Here is a 17,607-nt window from a genome sequence, read left to right as displayed (position 1 = left end):
TCAGGCGAGCAGCAGACGAAGCGGCTGGTTCGTTTTCACCAGATCCTCGAGCGTGCAGCTGTCGAGCTCCGAGAGGAACGCCTCGACGGCCCGGTGCAGCACGCCTTTCAGGCGGCAGGCTGGGGTAATCAGGCATTCGTTGCGCCCGGCCCGGAAACATTCCACGACGTCGAAATCGTTCTCCATGCGCCGCACCACCTCGCCGACCCGTATCTCCGCCGCCGGACGTGCCAGCCTGAGGCCCCCTGAGCGGCCCCGGAGCGCCTCAACGAACCCGTCATGGGTCAATGCGCTGGCGAGCTTCATCAGGTGCGTCTTCGAGATCCCGAAACGGTCGGAGGCCTCCTTGATGGTCACCAGGCGGCCGGTATTGACCGCGAGATGCATCAGCAGGCGCAGCGCATAGTCGGTCTGCACGTTGAGCCGCATGGCGCGTTCACCTCAGACCGAGCGCGAGAGAGATCCCGGCCCAGATGTAGAGCGGCAAGGGGGCGGCGACCCAGAGCAGAAGGATCGGTCCGAACCGGCGCCAGAGGGGGAGGGGATGTTTCATCATGTCTCCTTTCAGCCGACGGCATCGACGGCGGTCAGCACGACGAGCAGGGCGATCCAGCCGAAGAAGGCGCCGCGTGCGGCGAAGACCAGAGCGCCGCCGGTTTCGTCGAGGAAGGATTTCCGACCGAGACGCTCATCCTCGCGGCTGCCGGTCTCGAGCGCGGTCAGGTAGATCAGGAAAAAACCGGCCGTGGCGGCGAGCGCCAGCATGGTGACGATCTTGAGAGTGATCATTTGCCCTCTCCTTTCGGGCGCTGCAGTTCCGGCACTCCGAACATGGCGAGTTGCAGACTGGTGGCGATGCGCTGCGCCCGCTCCATGAAGTGGAAGACCGCGCCGGGGGTGGGGGCGGTCTCTTCGAGGGTTTCCTGGAAGAGCGCGAGCCAGCGTTCGAAATGCGCGGGACGAACCTCTTTCAGCACGAGATGCGCCGGGACCGGCTTGCCGGAATATTGCCCGCTATTGAGGGCCACCGAACTCCAGAAGGCCTTCATCCGTGTGAGGTGCGGCCCCCAGTCCGCGATCCGCCGCGCGAAGACCGGACCGAGCATCCCGTCCTGCCGGACCTTCCTGTAGAAGGCCTCGACGAGGCGATCGATATAGCCTTCGTCGATCCCGAGCGCGGCGGCCTGTGTCTGCAGTTCCGCCCGACGTTCGGGCGCGCTTCGGATCGGTTCGATAGTCATCGGAGGTCTCCCTCTTAAAAGATGAATTTAATATGCATCTTTATTTGCACGATTCAAGGAACCTCTCTGGCCTGCGACAATCTGCACCGGAGCCGTGGAGCGCTGTGTCAGTCTGCGGTGGCTTCGATGGCTTCCATGTCGTCGTCGGAAAACCCGAAGTGATGGCCGATCTCGTGGATCAGCACGTGGCGGACGATGCTTTGCAGGTCCTCGCCGCTCTCGCACCAGTAGTCGAGGATCGGGCGGCGGTAGAGGAAGATGCGGTTGAGGTCCGCCGGGCTCGCCATGCTCTCGGCCTCGCCGAACGGGATGCCGGCATAGAGGCCGAGGATCTCGAACGGGCTCTCGGCCTCGAACTGGTCAAGCACGTCGTCCTCGGCGAAATCGGTCACCAGAAAGGTCACGTCGCCGGTCTGCGCGCGGAGCTCGTCCGGAATCGTCGCGAAGGCTTCGCGGGCGAGCCGTTCGATATCGTCGAGGGTCGGCGGTTCGATCATCTGCACCATGCCATCGCTATAACCGGCGCGCGGGTTTTGCGCTAGCATGGAAGCCGAACGTTGGAGAGGGAAGCCGACATGGTCAAGAAGCTGGCCGGGGCGGAGCGGGACCAGGCCCTTGCGGGGCTGCCGGACTGGAGTCCGGTCGAAGGCCGCGACGCGATTTCACGCAGCTATCGTTTCGGCAATTTCAGGGAAGCCTTCGCCTTCATGACGAAGGTCGCGGAGATCGCCGAGGAGATGGACCACCATCCGGAATGGTTCAACGTCTATAACCGGGTCGACGTGACGCTGAATACTCACGACGCGGGCGGTCTGACGCGCCTCGATATCGATCTCGCCGTGCAGATGGACGAACTGGCCGAAGGCGAGCCGGAGACGGGCTAGCGCCCGTTCAGACCTCGCCCGCGAGCCAGTCCTCGATCAGCCGCCGGGCGATGGAATCCTTGCTCGGCAGCCCCTTTCCGAGTGCGCCGAAATTCAGCAGCTCCTCGCGGCTGAACCATTGCGCATCCTCGAGTTCCTCGTCGCGGCGGTGAATTTCCGTCGTTTTCGCCTCGGCATGGAAGCCGAGCATGATCGAGGCGGGGAAGGGCCAGGGCTGGGAGGAGTGGTAGCGCACGTCGCGCACCTCGACGCCGGTCTCCTCGAAAACCTCGCGCGCAACTGCCTCCTCAAGGGTCTCGCCCGGCTCGACGAAGCCCGCCAGGGTCGAATAGCGTCCTTCAGGCCAGACCGCCTGGCGTCCGAGCAGGGCCTTTTCGCCCGCAGCGTCGTGAACCAGCATGATGACCGCAGGGTCGGTGCGCGGGAAGGCCGGCGCGCGGCAGCTCTCGTTGCTGCAGTTGCGCTGGTGACCGCCCTTCGAGACCCGGGTGGAGGCGCCGCACACACCGCAATAGCGGTGCCGCTGGTGCCAGTGCATCAGGCCGCGCGCATAGGCGAGTACCGAACCCTCGAAACGCTCCAGCAGCGGGCCGACCTGCCGCAGATCCAGGAATTGCCCGGCGTCACCGACCAGCCCGGCCGCCTCGTCTTCCTCGAGATGGGAGAGATCCACCGCGACATGCGCTTCGGGTCCCCGGTTACCGAGGAAGATGACGGTTTCGGACCGTTGGACAAGGACGGCGAACTCCCGGGCGTTCAGCAGCGCCGCCGACGGGGTTTCGCTATCCGCGCCGAGCACCAGCGAGCGGCTGCGCCAGACCGGCACCAGCCGGGTGGTTTCGTCGCCGACTAGCCGCTCCAGCCAGCCCTCCTCCTCGCGGAGATGGGCACTGCGGTCGAGCCCGCTGAAACCGTAGATGTTCGGCTTGCGGCGGGTGAGGTCGAGGGGATATCCGGATGTCATGGCGCCGGAGTTTACACGCTCCGGCGCGCGCGGCAATCACGGGTTGGGGAAAGAGAGCCGGTCGGGCCTATCCGCTCTCGTGCACGCACTCGAAGTCGCCGACCGGAACCTGATGGACCGCGAGCCCGGTCTCGGCGTGCCAGTGCAGCAGCTGGATCTGCGGCGGTTCCATGAAGACCTTGAAACCCGGCACGTGCGCAAGGTCGAGACCCATCTGGTGCGCCGTCGAGGAACAGATATTCGCGGCCGTGCCGGCCCAGCGCCGGTGAACGGAGCGGTGAAAATGTCCGGCGAGCACGATTTCCACATTCTCGAACCGCCGGATCACGGCTTCGAGTGCATCGCCGTCGCGGCAGCCAATCTCGTCCATCTTCGTTCCGGTCGCGAAGGGCGGGTGATGAAGCATGACGATCGCTGGACGATCCCGTACTGCGTGGAGGGCGGCTTCAAGCCAGTCCCGCCGCTCCGGGGCGATCTCTCCATGCACTTCGCCTTCGACCAGGGTGTCGAGCGCGATCAGGGTCAGCGGCCCGATTTCGGCGACATAGTCGAGATGCCCCAAGGCCGGCATGTAGCCGTCCGGAGCGAAGGCGGAGCGCATGTTCTCCCGGGCGTCGTGATTCCCGGGAACCACATAGACCGGGATTCCGAGGCGGCCGACGCACTCGCGAAAGATCCGGTAGGAGCCGATCGTTCCGTCCTCGGAGACGTCGCCGGCGACGAGCAGGGCGTCGGGGCGGGGCGTGAGGGACGCCAGCTTGTCGACGGCCGCTTCCAGGAAGGATCTGGTGTCGATGGTGTCATAGGCCGGGATCCCGCCATCCATCAGGTGGGTATCTGTGATCTCGGCGATCAACATGCCCGGTACTCCCCAATTTCTGACCCTATTGCACGGGTCCGTCGCCGAATTGTCCAGTTTGTTTCCCTTTGCAATTCGGCGAATGTGAATTAAGTCACGTTCACGGGGGAACTGGCGCACATTGGAATCGTTTTACTAGCATTGCCATTGCGCAGCCGGCTTCCGGCGAGATCACATTCGAAAAGACAGGAGACCGAAATGGCCCTCGAACTGCCTGCCCTTCCCTACGATTACGAAGCGCTCCAGCCGTACATGTCGAAGGAAACCCTCGAGTTCCACCACGACAAGCACCACCAGGCCTACGTGACCAACGGCAACAAGCTGCTCGAAGGTACCGGTCTCGAAGGCAAGTCCGTCGAGGAGATCGTGCAGACCGCCTACAAGGAAAAGATGGCCGGTCTGTTCAACAATGCGAGCCAGCATTGGAACCATGTCCAGTTCTGGCAGATGATGAAGAAGAACGGCGGCGGCGCCATTCCGGGCGCGCTGGAAAAGAAGATCGTCGAGGATCTCGGCTCCGTCGATGCCTTTAAGGCCGCCTTCATCGATGCCGGCGTCACCCAGTTCGGCTCCGGCTGGTGCTGGCTGGCCATGGGCAAGGACGGCAAGCTGAAGGTCACCAAGACGCCGAACGGCGAGAGCCCGATGGCCTATGGCGAGACCGTGCTGCTCGGCTGCGACGTGTGGGAGCATTCCTACTACATCGATTACCGCAACCGGCGTCCCGATTACGTGAAGGCGTTCATCGAGAACATGGTGAACTGGGACTATGTCGGAGAGCTCTTCGCCAAGGCGAGCTGACACACCACACCATCACGATCCGGAGCGGGCCCGTCACAGACGGGCCCGTTTTCGTTTGAAATAAGGAGTGTGCGAGATTGCTGATAACGGGATCTGCAAAAAAATGTCTGAAAGTGGAATAACTTAAAAATTTATTCAGCATTTGGGTGTTCCGATTGCGTTTTGTTTACGCGTTTGAATGTCTTGCAGGCGAAGGAGTCTTCTGTTGGCAGAGCAGATGTCGAAATATGTGACCGCTGCCTTCGGATGCAATCTTGCCGCAGCGACGGTGATATGCGCCGAATGGAGCGGGTTTGTTTCGGCCGGTACGCTCACATCTGCCGTCGCTGCCGGTCTCCTGGGTGCCGCGTCGCTCATATTGATCCTCGTTCGATCCAGAGCGAGAAGCCTTGTGAGCGAGGTTCAGCGCCTCAAGGTTTCCGAGTCCCGGCTCGGTGCGCTTTTCGAGCATTCGCCAATCTGCATGGATCTGAAGGACATTGACGGCCGCTATCTTCTGGTCAATGCCGCCTATTGCGACTGGCTGAACAAGTCCCCGGACGAGATTCTCGGACAGAGCAATGCAGAGGTCTACGCGTCGGACCCGGTCCGTCGCGCAAATGTCGACAGAATCGAGCGTGAAGTTGCCGAGACCGGCCAACTCTTGAGACAGCAGGTCAAGGTGCGTCGCGGGGACAAGGTGCATGAACGTTTCCTCGTCAAGTTTCCGATGCGCGACGAGACGGGCAATGTCGTCGCTGTCGGAACCTGCGCGGTCGATCTCACCGTGCAAAAGGAGACAGAGGACGCACTGACGCGGGAGCGCGAGCGCGCCATGCACCTGGAAGGCATCCTCCAGGAAGCGATCATGGCGATGCCTGCGGCAATCGCGATCTTCGATGCCGAAGACCGGCTGGTGATCTGCAACCCCGAATTCGCGCAATATTATCCGTCGCTTCAGAGCGACCCGGAACTGGGCCTCGAGCATACTTTCCATGATCTCGTCGAGGAGCTCGTGTCGGCTGGGCATATTACGTCTGCGGCTCCGCAGGAGATGGCTGCGTTCGTCGCGCAGAGAACGGAGCGGCATCGCGTGGCTGATGGCATGCCGTTCGAGACGCCTGTCAGAGATCGCCTGCTGGTCACGACCGAGAAGCGCATGCCTCAGGGCGGGATCATCCTGATGCGTCAGGATATCACCGAACGGAGGCAGCTTGAGAAGGCGCGCCAGGAGGCCGAGGATCTGCTCCGCAATCTGTTCGAGCATCTGGATCAGGGCGTCACGATCCGCGATCTGGACTGCCGAATCGTCCGGCTCAACAAGGCAGCTGCCGACTGGGGGGGAATGCCCGCAGAGGAGATCATCGGCAAGACGACGGAGGAGCTGCTTCGGCTCGCCGGATATCCCCTCGAAGCCGAAGAGGTCATCACGGAAGAGCGCGCCCTGATGAGGGAGCGTCGTCGCGACGTGTCGATGCGCAAGCGCGTCCGGTCGGACGGGGCGACCCGTCATCTGCGCCTCAGCCGTTTTCCGATCATCGACAGCAGCGGCGAGGTTCAGGGCCTGGGGGCGCTTGGCTACGATGTCACGGAACTGATCGAAACGCAGGAAGCGCTTCAGGCGTCCAAAGAACATTTGGAGATGACGGTCGCCGAGCGGACGGGCGAACTTAGGGTCAGTGAGAGACGGTTTCGCAATCTGGCTCAGGCCTCGGCCGACTGGTTCTGGGAGTGTGATTCAGACTACCGGTTCACCTATCTCTCGGAGAGCTTCCCGCTTTCCTCCGGTGTGACGGGGAAGGATCTGATCGGCACCGCTCTGTCGGACTATTTCGCGGCGAGCGGCTTCGATCCGGATCTCTGCAGGGAACTCATCGACGTCTTGTCCAGCCGCGCGCCGCTCCGCGACTTCGAGGTCACGCGTTCCGTCGGTGGTGAGATCCGGATGTATCGGATAACCGCGATGCCAATCCATGCGGATGGGGGCTTCGCCGGATACACCGGTTCGACGGCCGATATCACTGAACTTTATGAGGCGCGGCAGAGCCTGGTCGAGGCCGAGCGTCTGGCCTCCCTTGGGTCCCTGGTGGCCGGTGTCGCGCACGAGATCAATACGCCTGTCGGGGTTTGCGTGACCGCGATATCCACCGTCTCGGCGGATGCGCGGCGGCTGCAATCGCAAATGAAGGAAGGCAGTCTCAAGCGCAGCGATTTCGAGAACGGAATCTCGAAGATCGTCGGCGCGGCGGATCTCGTCGAATCCAACCTGGCCCGTGCGGCCCGTCTGGTGTCGAGCTTCAAGAGCGTCGCGGTCGACCGGACCAGTGAAGCAGAACGCACATTCAATCTGATCGACTATGCCCGTGAAGTGATCGACAGTCTCAGTCCGCAGCTCGACCGGGACAATGTCGCGGTCGAAATATCGGGAAATGAGGAGATCGAGCTCCTGAGTTTCCCCGGCGCGATTGCCCAGATCCTGACCAATCTGGTGATGAACTCCATCATTCACGGATTCGCTGCGCGAGAGGCAGGGAGCATTACGATCGAGGTCCGACGTGACGGCGGCTCGGCCGTCCTTCTCTACCGCGACGACGGTTGCGGAATGTCGGCGGAGACCGTGCGCCGGGTCTTCGATCCCTTCTTCACCACTCGCCTCGGGCAAGGAGGCAGCGGGCTCGGAATGCATATCGTGTTCAATCTTGTCGTGAAGGTGCTGGAGGGAACAGTCCAGTGCCGTAGCGAGCCTGGAGACGGCGCCGAGTTTGAGGTCCGCTTTCCTATCCGATCTCCGGAGATGGGTTGATCGGGGCCATTCATCCCGGAATGGTCCGGGACACACTGCACCGCGGATGGGGCTCGGACGGCGAGGCGCGTGGTGATCGCGAAATCAGGTTTCCGGAAATCGGTGAACAGTTTTATTAGCTGCCGGCAAGTGAGATAGTCGAGGTCTCCGGCTTACAGCCGGGGACTGTTCGGCGAAAGCTGAATGCGGTCTCTTTCCGTCTTTCAACAGGTTGTCGCGTGTCCCTGAAAATCTCTGTCTACGTTCCCTGCTACAACGCCGAACGGACGATCGGCGCCTGCCTCGCATCGCTGATTGCGCAAAGGCGTAAACCGGACGAGATCCTGGTTATCGACGACGGCAGTACAGATCGCACGCAGTTGATCGCCAAGCGCTATCCCGGAGTCAGGGTCATTCACCATGCTGTCAACAAAGGGCTCGCGACCGCGCGCAATACGGGAGTTCAGTACAGCAAGGGCGATCTTATCGGATCGATCGATTCGGATTGTGCCGCCGATCCGCATTGGCTTCGGATTCTTGCGGAGGAATTGGAGGCTAACCCCGAATTGACCGGAGTCGCAGGCGCGGTAAACGAGACCGAGCGAAGTACAATTGCGGATCGTTGGCGGACCTACCACATGCGGCAGCACTACGGGAGGGGCGTCGTGGAGAATCCGCGTTTCCTCTTTGGTGCCAATACATTGTTCCGCCGAAGTGCGCTTGAGGCAGCGGGACCATATTCCGCCTATTTGCGGACCAACGGAGAAGATTTCGAGATCTGCAAAAAGATCTATGCAAATGTTCCGGATGCGAGATTGCGCTATTTGCCGAGCGCTTTCGTCCATCATCTGCGCCGGGATACTCTCAAGTCGATCGCTCATGCCTACTGGCGGTATCAGACTTATGTCAGCTGGTCGCGTCCGCACCTGCGGTCAATCCCGCGAACCCTGCGCCAGACCGCGTACTGCGTGAATCTTGTCTGGAGGCATTACCTGCCGTGGGATTTCCGGAACAAACAGCGGGACCTGATTTGGGTCGCATTCTATATCACCGCCGTTCTGCCCTTGCTGCAATTCCGCCAGCATTTGAAGAACCGGGCTGACCTGAAACGGATTAGGAAGAAGCTTGAAGCGGCCGGGACTGCGGCCTCCGGCAATTGAAGACATCTAGATTCTGGCCCGTTATTCCGCGTCACGGTACGCTGACCTGCGGAGACTCGCCCGACGGTTCCTGAGAGGCCTTCCCGATGTTCAGATATTCGATCGCTCTCGGCGGGGTGACTTTGGCGCTGCTGGCTGTCCTTGTCCTGCTCTGGGGCGGCGTCGGTCCGGCCGCGGGGACGGGGCTTGCGGCTGCCGTTGCGCTGGCGACCGTCGCCGCGGTTCTGGTCGTGATGCTCTCGATCAAATCTCGGACAGCGGAGAGCGAACTTCGCCGTCACAGGGAAATGGAGTTCCTTTTCGGTGCAATCTTCGAGCACTCGCCGGTCTGTATGAATCTGAAGGATCCGACGGGCCGGTATCTCATGGCCAACCGGGCCTACTGCGAGTGGTATGGCAAGCCCCGGTCCGAGGTGATCGGCAAGAGTTCCAAGTCGATGATCTCGCAGTCGACCAGGAACATTAGCGAAATCGAGCGTGTCGAGCACGAAGTCGCCGAAAAGGGCAGGCCGGCGACGCTGGAGATCGAAGCCGATCGTCTCGGGCGGCGCCATAACAGGATTCTTGTGAAATTTCCGGCACTGGATGACAGAGGCGTCGTGATCGGCCTCGGTACGATTGCGATCGATGTCACCGAAGCCAGAGAGGCCGAAGCGGCCCTGTCCGCGGAACGCGCGCGCGCGGCGCATCTCGAGGCGATCCTGCGGGGGGCCATTATGGCCATGCCGGCGGCCTTCGCGATCTTCGACCGCGAGGACAAGCTCGTCATCTGCAACAGGGAATTCGCTCAGTTCAATCCGACGTTCCGGAATGATCCCGATCTCGCGGTCGGCCTCAGTTTCAGCCAGATCGTTTCGGAGATTGTGGAGTGCGGGCTGATCTCGGGACTGAATCCGCGGGAGGCTGACCGCTTCATCGACGAGCGTCTCCGGACTCACCTCGATGCAACCGGTACTCCGCACGAGGAACTGCTGGGGGAGCGGACCTGTCTGACCTATGAGACGCGGGTTCCGCAGGGCGGAATCATTCTCCTGCGCCAGGACGTTACCGAACAGCGCTTGCTCGAACGTCAGCATCAGGAGGCTGAGGATCTCTTGCGCAACCTGTTCGACAATATCGGGCACGGGATCATGGTCCGGGACCGGGAAACGCGGCTGGTCCGCGCCAACATGGCTGCGCTTGAGCAGATCGGGCTGAGCGCGGAACAGATCGTCGGACGGACGACGAAGGAAATGTTCGATTTGCTCGGGGTCGAAGACAGTTCCGGCGATGTTACGGCGCAGGAAATCGAGATGATGGAGAAGCGCGTGCGCAAGGACGCCCTCGTTTCCCGGGCCGGACCCGACGGCAAGGTCGCGCATCTTCAGATCAGCCGCTTTCCGATCGTCGACCGCAACGACATGGTGCGGGGCATGGGCGTCCTGCGCTACGACGTCACGGAATTGATCGAGTCCCAGCGCGCTCTTGAAAGCGCGAAGGACGATCTCGAGAAGAAGGTTCTCGAGCGCACGGAAGAGCTGCGGGTGAACGAGCGCAGATTCCGCATCCTGGCCTACGCGTCCGCCGACTGGTTCTGGGAGTGCGACGAGGAGCTTCGCTTTACCTACCTTTCCGAGAACTTCCCGACACCGCAAGGGCTGGCGATATCGAAGCTCACCGGAACGCGCCTTCCCGACTATCGTGACCTGTTCGGCGACGATGAAGAGGCGGCGCGCACCATGCGGGAGGCTTTCGAGCGGCGAGAGCAGATCCGGGACTATGAGATCGCCGGCACGTCGGAGGGGATGCCAGGCCATTACCGGCTGAATGCGATCCCGCTCTGGGAGAACGGAAAATTCGAAGGGTATGTCGGCGCCGTCACGGATATCTCAGAACTGCACGAAGCCAGGAAAAGTCTGATCGAGTCTGAAAGGTTAGCGTCGCTCGGATCGATGGTTGCCGGCATAGCGCACGAGATCAACACGCCGATCGGCATCTGCGTCACCGCGGGCTCCACTGTCTCGAGCTCCGCCAGCGGTCTCATGACGGCGCTTGAAAAAGGAAACCTCAAGAAGAGCGAGTTCGAAGCCTCCCTGGCCCGGATCGTCGAGGGGATGCGGCTCGTGGATACAAATCTAGAGCGTGCCGCAAAGCTGATTTCGAGCTTCAAGAGCATCGCGGTCGATCAGACCAGCGAGGAGGAGAGGACGTTCAACCTGCTCGGATATTTGCAGGACATCATGGACAGCCTCAGCCCGCAGCTCCGGCGGGAGGGGGTCAAGGTCTCGCTTTCCGGGCCGGACGATATCGTTCTGAGGAGTTATCCCGGGGCGATCGCGCAGATTCTGACCAATCTGGTGATGAACTCGATCATCCATGGTTTCCCTGCGCGCGATCGCGGCAAGATCTCCGTCAAGGTTGCTCGGTCCGGCGCCTTTCTCGAACTGACCTATGCGGACGATGGCGAGGGGATGGCGGAAGAGACGGTGAAGCGCATCTTCGACCCGTTCTTCACGACGAAGCGCGGCCAGGGCGGCAGCGGTCTCGGCATGCATATCCTTTTCAATCTGGTCACGCAGATCCTGAAAGGCACGGTGCGCTGCGAGAGCGCACCGGACGAGGGCGTCGAGGTCGTGATCCGCTTCCCGATGGTCGAGCCCGAGGACTGACCTTTCTCTCGAGACGTCTCCCGGCGTGATCGGTCTGAATAGGCTTCTGACAAGTCACTGATACGCATTGTAAAAATCTCGCGGCAGTTATAATCTTTTAAAAAAAAGATGGATTTAGGCCGCGTGATCGAAACCAGCCGCCTTAGTCGGAACGGGTTCAATTTCCTGACCATCCGTGTCAAGGAACTGCTGACGGGCGAATTGGTTGGCCGCGGAATGGCGCTGCTCAACAACTATCCCGAATTCGGTCGGGGCATTCCGGTCCTCTGGGACCTCCGGGCCTCGGACCTGTCCCGTTACACCACCCGGGACATGGAAGAAACAAACGACCATCTCACGGAATATCCGGGGCGCCTCAATGTGAAATCGGCCAGCCTGCTCCTCGATGACGGGGCGTTGTTCCTGGCCCGACTTTGGTCGGTCTACCGGATCGAGCAATTTCCCCAGGAGCGAAAGGCCTTTCTGAAGTTCGAGGATGCCGTCTCCTGGCTGGCGGCCGAATAGCCGTCGCGGGGCTGTCCTCGTGCCTTCCCGTCCAAGCACCGAAAACGCGATGCGGGCCTTGTCCTGACAATTCATCAATGTAAGGTAGAATAGGTTGGGCGAAGCGTTCGGAGGGAGTCATGTCGAGAGTGTTTCAAGCCGCGGCGGCCATGTCGATGGCCGTTCTTCTGGTCTTGCTCGTTCCTTCGATGCGTGCCGGTGCCGGTCCCGTTCTCGATAAGATCGTCGCCGGGAAGACCATCGCGCTCGGTCTCCGCACGGATGCGCCTCCCTTTGCCTCCAAGGACGGAATGACCTTGAGCGGGTTCAGCGTGGACCTATGCTCCCTGATCGCAAACGTCATCGTCGACAGCGCGGGCATCGACGGTCTGCAGGGAAACATCGTCGAGGTCGATGCGTCGAACAGGTTCGAGAAACTGGCGGCCGGAGAGATCGACGTGCTGTGCGGCGCGACGACGGCCACCCTGTCGCGGCGCGAGCGGGTCTCCTTCTCCATCCCGACCTTCATCACCGGCGTCGGCGCGGCGGTACGCTCGGACGCGCCGGATCTGCTGAAGGAGGTTTTGTTGACGAACAGTCCCGCAAATGCGTCGCGGGCCGTGGTGGCGACTGCCCTGCAAGGGCGGACGTTCGCGGTGCGCAAGGGAACCACGGCAGAGACCTGGTTGATGAAAAGCGCGATTGCGAAAATCGAGGGCGTGAAGATAGAGGTCGTCGAAACCCACGACCAGGGGATGGGCCGGCTCTCGGCGGGAACCATCGACGCCTATTTCGCAGACCGCGCCATTCTCGCCGGACTTATCCGCAAAGGGGCGCTCAGCCAGTTCGAGTTCTCCCGCAAGAGCTACACGCTGGAGCCCTACGCGCTCGCCATTCCGCGCGGCGACGAGGATTTCCGGCTGCTGATCGACCGGGCGCTCAGCAGGCTGTACCGCTCGGAGAAGATCCTCGAAATCTTCGAGGCTCATTTCGGCCAGCCGAGCCCGGAGGTGCGGTTCTTCTACGGAGCCGTCTCGCTTCCCGAATAGTCGCGGGCGGGTGGATCAGCGCATCAGCTGGTAGGGAATGTAGAGCGCGAGATCCTTCCAGAACCAGAGCAGCGCCGCCGTCAGCAGCATGAAGATCGCGAAGGGGATCGCGCCGCGCGCGACGTCCTCCAGCCGCGCCTTGGCGACCGCCTGGATGACGAACAGGTTCATCCCCACTGGCGGCGTGATCAGTGCGGTCTCGATCAGCACGACGAAGAAGATGCCGAACCAGACCGGATCGATCCCCATGTTGAGCACCGCCGGCAGCATCACAGGCACCATGATCAGCAGCATCGAGAGGCTCTCGAGGAAGAAGCCCATGATCAGCAGCACGAAGCCGACCGCCAGCATGAAGAGGCCGGGCGTGGTGATGGTCTCGGTCAGCAGCGAAGAGATCGTCTGCGGAATCAGGTAGAGTGTGATCGCATAGGAGAAGACCTTGGCGCCGGCGATGATGATCAGCACCATCACCGAGGTCTTCAGCGAGGCCTCGACCGCCTCCTTCAGCTTCGGCCAGTCCATCCGGCCCATGCCGAAGGTGATGATCAGCGCGACCACGAACCCGAGCCCGGCGCTTTCGGACGGCGTCGCGATGCCGAGATAGATCGATCCGACGACGGCGACCGCGAGCAGAATCGTCGGCAGGGCACCGATCGTCGCCTTGCCGCGCTCGCCCCAGTTCGCGGCGGCGACCCGCTCGTACTTGCCGGATACGCGGGCATGGATCATGCCATAGATCGTGAAGACCGTGGCGAGGAACAATCCAGGTCCGACGCCGGCGAGGAACAGGGTCGGGATCGAGGTCTCGGAGATCACGCCATAGACGATTAGCGGGATCGAGGGCGGGATCAGGATTCCGAGCGTGCCGCCGGCGGCCAGCATGCCGAAGACGAAGCGCCGGTCGTACCCGCGCGCCACCATCTCCGGGATGGCGACGGTTCCGATTGTGGCGGCGGTCGCGACCGAGGAGCCGGAGATCGCGGAGAACAGCGTGCAGGAGAGGATGGTCGCGACGCCGAGCCCGCCCGGCCAGTGGCCGACCCAGCTCTGCACCGCGGCATAGAGATCGCGGCCGACGCCACCCTTCAGCAGGACGTTGGACATGAGCAGGAACATCGGCACGGCGAGCAGCTCGAAGCTGTCCATCGAGCCGTGCAGGCGCTGCGGTACGGCGACCATCGGCAGGCCTTTGAGGGCGAGCAGGATGCATCCGAGGCCGCCGAGCGCGAAGGCGACGGGGGTGCGTAGCAGCAGCAGCGCGACCAGCGCGGAAAGAATCAGGAAGGCTTCCATCTTAGTGCGCGCCTTCCAGGACGTCGTCCTCCGGGAGGTTCTCGGTCCAGACGCGGACCAGCTGCGCGAGACCCTGCAGAACCAGCAGCGCGTTGCCGAGCCAGACCGGGGCGCTGGTGATCCATTTAGGTGGCGCGAGATAGGTGTCCGTGGTGTGGCCCGCGATGGTTTCCTTCAGCCAGAGCGAGAAGCCGTAATAGATCGCGACCCCGGCAAAGACGAACATCACGATGATGGCAAAGCTTTCGGCGAGGCGCCGCCAGAGGGACCGCGGATCGCGCAGGATCAGCTCGATGGTGACCATCTCGCGGTGCTTCAGCACATAGGCCGCGCCGAGATAGACCACCCAGACCTGGAGAATCCGGCTGACCTCGTCGACCCAGATCGTCGGCGCGATGAAGACGTAGCGCATGACGATCTCGAAGGTGATGAAGAAGCCGACGGCGACGAGACTCCAGGCGCAGAGCTTGCCTGTGAATTCGGACACCGCATCGATGCACCGCAGGATCATGACGGTACTTCCCTGGCCTGACAGTCGGGTGGAAAAGGGCGGGGGAGGCGGACGATCCCGCCTCCCCCGTGTGCTTGCTTACTTCGAAGCGGCCTTGACGGCCTCGACGGCGGCCTTGCCGGCGGCGCCGGTCTCGCTGACGAAGCGGTCGACGATGCCGGCGGTCGCCTGCTTCCAGGCGGCGCGCTGGGCGTCGGTCAGCTCGACCACGTTCATCTTGCCGCGGGCCTCGGCGACGGCGTCCGCTTCCTCGGCGAAGATCGCGTCACGGAGCTGCTGCTCGACCTCGCGGGCGGCGTCGTCAATGATCTTCTTCTGAGCGTCGGTCAGGCCTTCGTAGAAGTCCTTGTTCATCACCGCGACGAACTCGATGGCGCTGTCATAGGTCAGCGTCATGTGGTCCATCACCTCATAGAGCTTGCGGGATTTCACCGCGGAGGCGCCTGTCATGCCGACATCGACCGCGCCCTGCTGGTAGGCGAGGAACTGCTTGGAGCCGGACATCAGGGTCGGCGCGCCGCCGAGGGCCTCGACGGTCCAGCCCTGCATCTTGCCGTAGGTCCGGACCTTCTTGCCCTTGAGGTCGGAGGGCTCGACGATCGGCGCGGACTTGCCGAGATAGATGTTCCGGCCGAACGCTTGCCACCAGAGGATCTTGTTGTTGGTTTCCTTCAGGATCGCACCGTCGATTTCCTGCCGCAGCGTGGAGCCGGGCGCGACCGCGGCCCGGAGATGGGCCTCGTTGTCGAAGATGAAGGGAATGGCCATCACGTCGACGGTCGGGACCGAGCCGGTATAGCGGGCGATGGAGGCGGAACCGGCCTCGATCGCGCCGGAGCCGACCGCGCCCGGAACCTCGTTGTCCTTGAACAGCTGGGCCGACGGGAACAGTTCGATCTTCAGGTCGCCGCCGGACTTCTCCTCGACGATCTTCTTGAAGGCGATCCAGTTCTGCCCGAGCGAATGCTTCTCCGGCAGCTGCAGGGTGACGCGGATGGTGGTTTCGGCGAAGGCCTGCACCGGCTGAGCCACCAGGGCGGCCGCGGCGACGGCACCGAGAATCCAACGCTTCATGGGTTTCCTCCTTTAAGGACTGGTCTTCTGGGTCATTCGAAAGGTTCGTTCGACAAGCGGCCCCGTTGAGCAACGGACGTATGTCGAAGAAGAGGATTTCGGACGTTTCATATCTGAAATTGCGCGCGGGTCAAGGCGGCGTGATGCGAGGCTGTGCTGTGGCGCGGTTCCCGTGTCACGCAATGCGATCCCCGTTACGGGTATTATGCAAGCGTCCATTGCGGGGCCTTTGACAATTGATCCTGCGCAGAATTTCGACCGCCGCTTATAATTGCCATGTGGTTCGCGATTGACGCATCGCGACGAGTGAAAAGCTGAACCGGATGGGGCGAGCGGTTTGAAAGGCGATACGGCATTTGGGGGCGTCTCGATTGTCTATGATGGCGCCTGCCCGCTCTGCCGGTCAGCCGTCCATGCGATGGCACTCAGAAAAGAGTACGGAACGCTCGCGCTTGTCGATGCCCGCACGATGCCGGAGCATCGGCTCTGCCGGACGGCGGAGGAGAGAGGCCTCGATCTCGACAGGGGAATGCTGATCGAGGTGGACGGGCGTCTCTACTATGGCGCCGAAGTGACGCTCTTCCTCGCGAGCTATGGCGATCCCGGCCGGCTGATGACTACGCTTGCCCGGGTGCTCAGGCGATCCCGCGTGGCCTCGGAGCTGGCTTATGCCCTGCTGCGCGGCGTTCGAAGGGTCCTGCTTGCATTTCGCGGCGTGGACCGGCTCGGTAAGCCGAGCGACGCGAAGGAGCAGTCCTGACGGATGGCGCAAACGCAGAACGGCCCGGAAGCTACCCCCCGGGCCGTTCCGTTTTAGATCAGACGGAAAGCCTTACTTCTGCAGCTCGGTCCAGATCGCGGTGTAGAGATCGCGCGATTCCGGCGGGCAGGTCGGCAGGAACTTGCCGGCGCTGCGCAGCGCTTCCGGAGTGACGATTTCCGGCGCGGTCTTCATCTCTTCCGGCATGAAGGCTTCCGAACCGTCGACCCCGTTCGCGTAGCGCGCGAAGGCGGAGATCATCGCAGCGTTCTCCGGGTCCATGATGAAGTTCTGGAACAGCTTGGCGTTCTCGACGTTCTTGGCGTCCTTCAGCACCGCGACGGAATCCATCCACAGCGGATAGCCTTCCTTCGGATAGCCGTAGGCGACCTTCGGGTTGTTCAGCCGGGCGCGGAAGGTCGAGCCGTTCCAGTTCACGGTCGCCTTGTATTCGCCGCTGGAAAGCTTGTCGGTGGTGCCGTAATCCATCGACAGCCATTTCGGCTTCGCCGCCATCAGCGTGTCGCGGACCTTGCGCAGCACCGTCTTGTCGGTCGTGCAGGCCTCGCCGCCGACATAGAACAGGGTCAGGTTGATGACGTCGTTCATTTCCGGGACGACATTGACCTTGCCGACCAGTTCCGCCGGCGGGTCGAGGAAGATCGCCGAGGTGTTGATGTCGCCGCCATAGACCGATGTGTCGACCGCGACGCCGGTGGTGCCCCACTGCCAGGGAACGGTGTAGTGGCGGTTCGGATCCCACGTCACGTCCTGCCACTGCTTGGAGAGGTTCTTGAAGTTCTCCATCTGGTCCGGACGGGTCTCCAGCAGCAGGCCCTTCTCGACATAGATCGGCACGTAGTTGTTCGTCGGCACGACGATGTCGAACCCGTGCCCGCCGGCCTCGATCTTGGTCAGTGCGGTGGTGTTCGAGTCATAGTCGGTCAGCGTGACCTTGACGTCGTAGGTCTTCTCGAATTTCTCGATCAGCTTGGGGTTGGTGTAGTTGCCCCAGTTGTAGATGTTCAGTTCGCCCGCGGCGAAGGCCGGTGCGCTCAGGGCGAGCGTCGCGGCGGCTGTCAGTGCAAGCAAGGACGTACGCATGAGAATCTCCTTTCG

Annotated in this window: 18 protein-coding genes; 8 read left to right on the top strand and 10 right to left on the bottom strand. The window is 62.2% G+C overall.

Annotated elements, in window-relative coordinates; translation table 11 throughout:
* From JJ959_RS13580 to JJ959_RS13565, 4 genes are all read right to left on the bottom strand, one after another.
* The gene (locus JJ959_RS13580) at window positions 1–429 is read right to left on the bottom strand and encodes an Rrf2 family transcriptional regulator (protein ID WP_292884424.1); all 429 of its coding nucleotides are present in this window, start codon (window positions 427–429) and stop codon (window positions 1–3) included.
* Window positions 430–564: 135 nt separating this feature from the next.
* Window positions 565–789 (bottom strand): hypothetical protein, encoded by a 225-nt coding sequence (locus tag JJ959_RS13575; RefSeq protein ID WP_292884422.1) that lies wholly within the window; start codon window positions 787–789, stop codon window positions 565–567.
* Window positions 786–1,241, bottom strand: a complete 456-nt coding sequence (locus tag JJ959_RS13570) for a group III truncated hemoglobin (protein ID WP_292884420.1) — start codon at window positions 1,239–1,241, stop codon at window positions 786–788. The genes JJ959_RS13575 and JJ959_RS13570 overlap by 4 nt, the downstream gene beginning before the upstream one ends.
* A gap of 107 nt (window positions 1,242–1,348) precedes the next feature.
* Complete coding sequence (locus JJ959_RS13565; protein WP_292884418.1) at window positions 1,349–1,738, bottom strand: metallopeptidase family protein; 390 nt, start codon at window positions 1,736–1,738, stop codon at window positions 1,349–1,351.
* Window positions 1,739–1,816: 78 nt separating this feature from the next.
* Here JJ959_RS13565 and JJ959_RS13560 point away from each other — a divergent pair, with 78 nt between their 5' ends.
* Window positions 1,817–2,125 (top strand): 4a-hydroxytetrahydrobiopterin dehydratase, encoded by a 309-nt coding sequence (locus tag JJ959_RS13560; protein ID WP_292884416.1) that lies wholly within the window; start codon window positions 1,817–1,819, stop codon window positions 2,123–2,125.
* Between the two features lie 7 nt (window positions 2,126–2,132).
* Here JJ959_RS13560 and nudC read toward each other — a convergent pair whose 3' ends face one another.
* Window positions 2,133–3,089, bottom strand: a complete 957-nt coding sequence (nudC, locus tag JJ959_RS13555; RefSeq protein WP_292884414.1) for an NAD(+) diphosphatase — start codon at window positions 3,087–3,089, stop codon at window positions 2,133–2,135.
* A gap of 67 nt (window positions 3,090–3,156) precedes the next feature.
* Window positions 3,157–3,948 carry a phosphodiesterase gene (locus JJ959_RS13550; protein WP_292884412.1) on the bottom strand — a complete coding sequence of 264 codons (792 nt, stop codon included), beginning with the start codon at window positions 3,946–3,948 and terminating at the stop codon, window positions 3,157–3,159.
* Window positions 3,949–4,146: 198 nt separating this feature from the next.
* Between JJ959_RS13550 and JJ959_RS13545 the strand changes: the two genes are divergently transcribed.
* The 6 genes from JJ959_RS13545 (at window position 4,147) to JJ959_RS13520 (ending at window position 12,850) form a co-directional block, all read left to right on the top strand.
* Window positions 4,147–4,749: a superoxide dismutase gene (locus tag JJ959_RS13545; protein ID WP_292884410.1), complete on the top strand. Its 603-nt coding sequence runs from the start codon at window positions 4,147–4,149 to the stop codon at window positions 4,747–4,749.
* Window positions 4,750–5,140: 391 nt separating this feature from the next.
* Window positions 5,141–7,531, top strand: coding sequence for a PAS domain-containing protein (locus tag JJ959_RS13540; RefSeq protein WP_292884408.1), 2,391 nt, complete (start codon window positions 5,141–5,143; stop codon window positions 7,529–7,531).
* A gap of 218 nt (window positions 7,532–7,749) precedes the next feature.
* Window positions 7,750–8,670 carry a glycosyltransferase family 2 protein gene (locus JJ959_RS13535; protein WP_292884406.1) on the top strand — a complete coding sequence of 307 codons (921 nt, stop codon included), beginning with the start codon at window positions 7,750–7,752 and terminating at the stop codon, window positions 8,668–8,670.
* An 86-nt stretch (window positions 8,671–8,756) separates the two neighbouring features.
* The gene (locus tag JJ959_RS13530) at window positions 8,757–11,318 is read left to right on the top strand and encodes a PAS domain-containing protein (protein WP_292884404.1); all 2,562 of its coding nucleotides are present in this window, start codon (window positions 8,757–8,759) and stop codon (window positions 11,316–11,318) included.
* Between the two features lie 123 nt (window positions 11,319–11,441).
* Entirely contained in the window at window positions 11,442–11,822 is a 381-nt protein-coding gene (locus JJ959_RS13525) for a hypothetical protein (RefSeq protein ID WP_292884403.1), read from the top strand.
* A 119-nt stretch (window positions 11,823–11,941) separates the two neighbouring features.
* Window positions 11,942–12,850: an amino acid ABC transporter substrate-binding protein gene (locus JJ959_RS13520; RefSeq protein ID WP_292884401.1), complete on the top strand. Its 909-nt coding sequence runs from the start codon at window positions 11,942–11,944 to the stop codon at window positions 12,848–12,850.
* Between the two features lie 15 nt (window positions 12,851–12,865).
* Here JJ959_RS13520 and JJ959_RS13515 read toward each other — a convergent pair whose 3' ends face one another.
* The 3 genes from JJ959_RS13515 to dctP all read right to left on the bottom strand — a co-directional run bounded on the left by JJ959_RS13515 (window position 12,866) and on the right by dctP (window position 15,728).
* Window positions 12,866–14,143, bottom strand: coding sequence for a TRAP transporter large permease (locus JJ959_RS13515; protein WP_292884400.1), 1,278 nt, complete (start codon window positions 14,141–14,143; stop codon window positions 12,866–12,868).
* Window position 14,144: 1 nt separating this feature from the next.
* Window positions 14,145–14,654: a TRAP transporter small permease gene (locus JJ959_RS13510; RefSeq protein WP_292884398.1), complete on the bottom strand. Its 510-nt coding sequence runs from the start codon at window positions 14,652–14,654 to the stop codon at window positions 14,145–14,147.
* Between the two features lie 78 nt (window positions 14,655–14,732).
* Window positions 14,733–15,728 carry a TRAP transporter substrate-binding protein DctP gene (gene dctP / locus JJ959_RS13505; RefSeq protein ID WP_292884396.1) on the bottom strand — a complete coding sequence of 332 codons (996 nt, stop codon included), beginning with the start codon at window positions 15,726–15,728 and terminating at the stop codon, window positions 14,733–14,735.
* Window positions 15,729–16,065: 337 nt separating this feature from the next.
* Between dctP and JJ959_RS13500 the strand changes: the two genes are divergently transcribed.
* Window positions 16,066–16,488 (top strand): DCC1-like thiol-disulfide oxidoreductase family protein, encoded by a 423-nt coding sequence (locus JJ959_RS13500; RefSeq protein ID WP_292884394.1) that lies wholly within the window; start codon window positions 16,066–16,068, stop codon window positions 16,486–16,488.
* A gap of 72 nt (window positions 16,489–16,560) precedes the next feature.
* Here JJ959_RS13500 and JJ959_RS13495 read toward each other — a convergent pair whose 3' ends face one another.
* On the bottom strand, window positions 16,561–17,592 hold the full coding sequence (locus tag JJ959_RS13495; protein ID WP_292884392.1) for an extracellular solute-binding protein: 1,032 nt from the start codon (window positions 17,590–17,592) through the stop codon (window positions 16,561–16,563).
* Between the last annotated feature and the right edge of the window lie 15 nt (window positions 17,593–17,607).

The organism is Nisaea sp., from assembly GCF_017640745.1.
Taxonomy (GTDB): Bacteria; Pseudomonadota; Alphaproteobacteria; order Thalassobaculales; family Thalassobaculaceae; genus Nisaea.
The sequence above is the reverse complement of the archived record's forward strand: the minus strand, read 5'-3'. Positions and strand labels throughout refer to the sequence as shown.

Excerpts from the sequence above, each read along its gene's own strand:
- JJ959_RS13520 (WP_292884401.1), top strand. The coding sequence starts at position 11,942 with ATGTCGAGAGTGTTTCAAGCCGCGGCGGCCATGTCGATGGCCGTTCTT.
- JJ959_RS13495 (WP_292884392.1), bottom strand. The coding sequence starts at position 17,592 with ATGCGTACGTCCTTGCTTGCACTGACAGCCGCCGCGACGCTCGCCCTG.
- JJ959_RS13560 (WP_292884416.1), top strand. The coding sequence starts at position 1,817 with ATGGTCAAGAAGCTGGCCGGGGCGGAGCGGGACCAGGCCCTTGCGGGG.
- JJ959_RS13570 (WP_292884420.1), bottom strand. The coding sequence starts at position 1,241 with ATGACTATCGAACCGATCCGAAGCGCGCCCGAACGTCGGGCGGAACTG.
- JJ959_RS13565 (WP_292884418.1), bottom strand. The coding sequence starts at position 1,738 with ATGATCGAACCGCCGACCCTCGACGATATCGAACGGCTCGCCCGCGAA.
- dctP (WP_292884396.1), bottom strand. The coding sequence starts at position 15,728 with ATGAAGCGTTGGATTCTCGGTGCCGTCGCCGCGGCCGCCCTGGTGGCT.
- JJ959_RS13575 (WP_292884422.1), bottom strand. The coding sequence starts at position 789 with ATGATCACTCTCAAGATCGTCACCATGCTGGCGCTCGCCGCCACGGCC.
- JJ959_RS13530 (WP_292884404.1), top strand. The coding sequence starts at position 8,757 with ATGTTCAGATATTCGATCGCTCTCGGCGGGGTGACTTTGGCGCTGCTG.
- JJ959_RS13515 (WP_292884400.1), bottom strand. The coding sequence starts at position 14,143 with ATGGAAGCCTTCCTGATTCTTTCCGCGCTGGTCGCGCTGCTGCTGCTA.
- nudC (WP_292884414.1), bottom strand. The coding sequence starts at position 3,089 with ATGACATCCGGATATCCCCTCGACCTCACCCGCCGCAAGCCGAACATC.
- JJ959_RS13550 (WP_292884412.1), bottom strand. The coding sequence starts at position 3,948 with ATGTTGATCGCCGAGATCACAGATACCCACCTGATGGATGGCGGGATC.
- JJ959_RS13545 (WP_292884410.1), top strand. The coding sequence starts at position 4,147 with ATGGCCCTCGAACTGCCTGCCCTTCCCTACGATTACGAAGCGCTCCAG.
- JJ959_RS13510 (WP_292884398.1), bottom strand. The coding sequence starts at position 14,654 with ATGATCCTGCGGTGCATCGATGCGGTGTCCGAATTCACAGGCAAGCTC.
- JJ959_RS13580 (WP_292884424.1), bottom strand. The coding sequence starts at position 429 with ATGCGGCTCAACGTGCAGACCGACTATGCGCTGCGCCTGCTGATGCAT.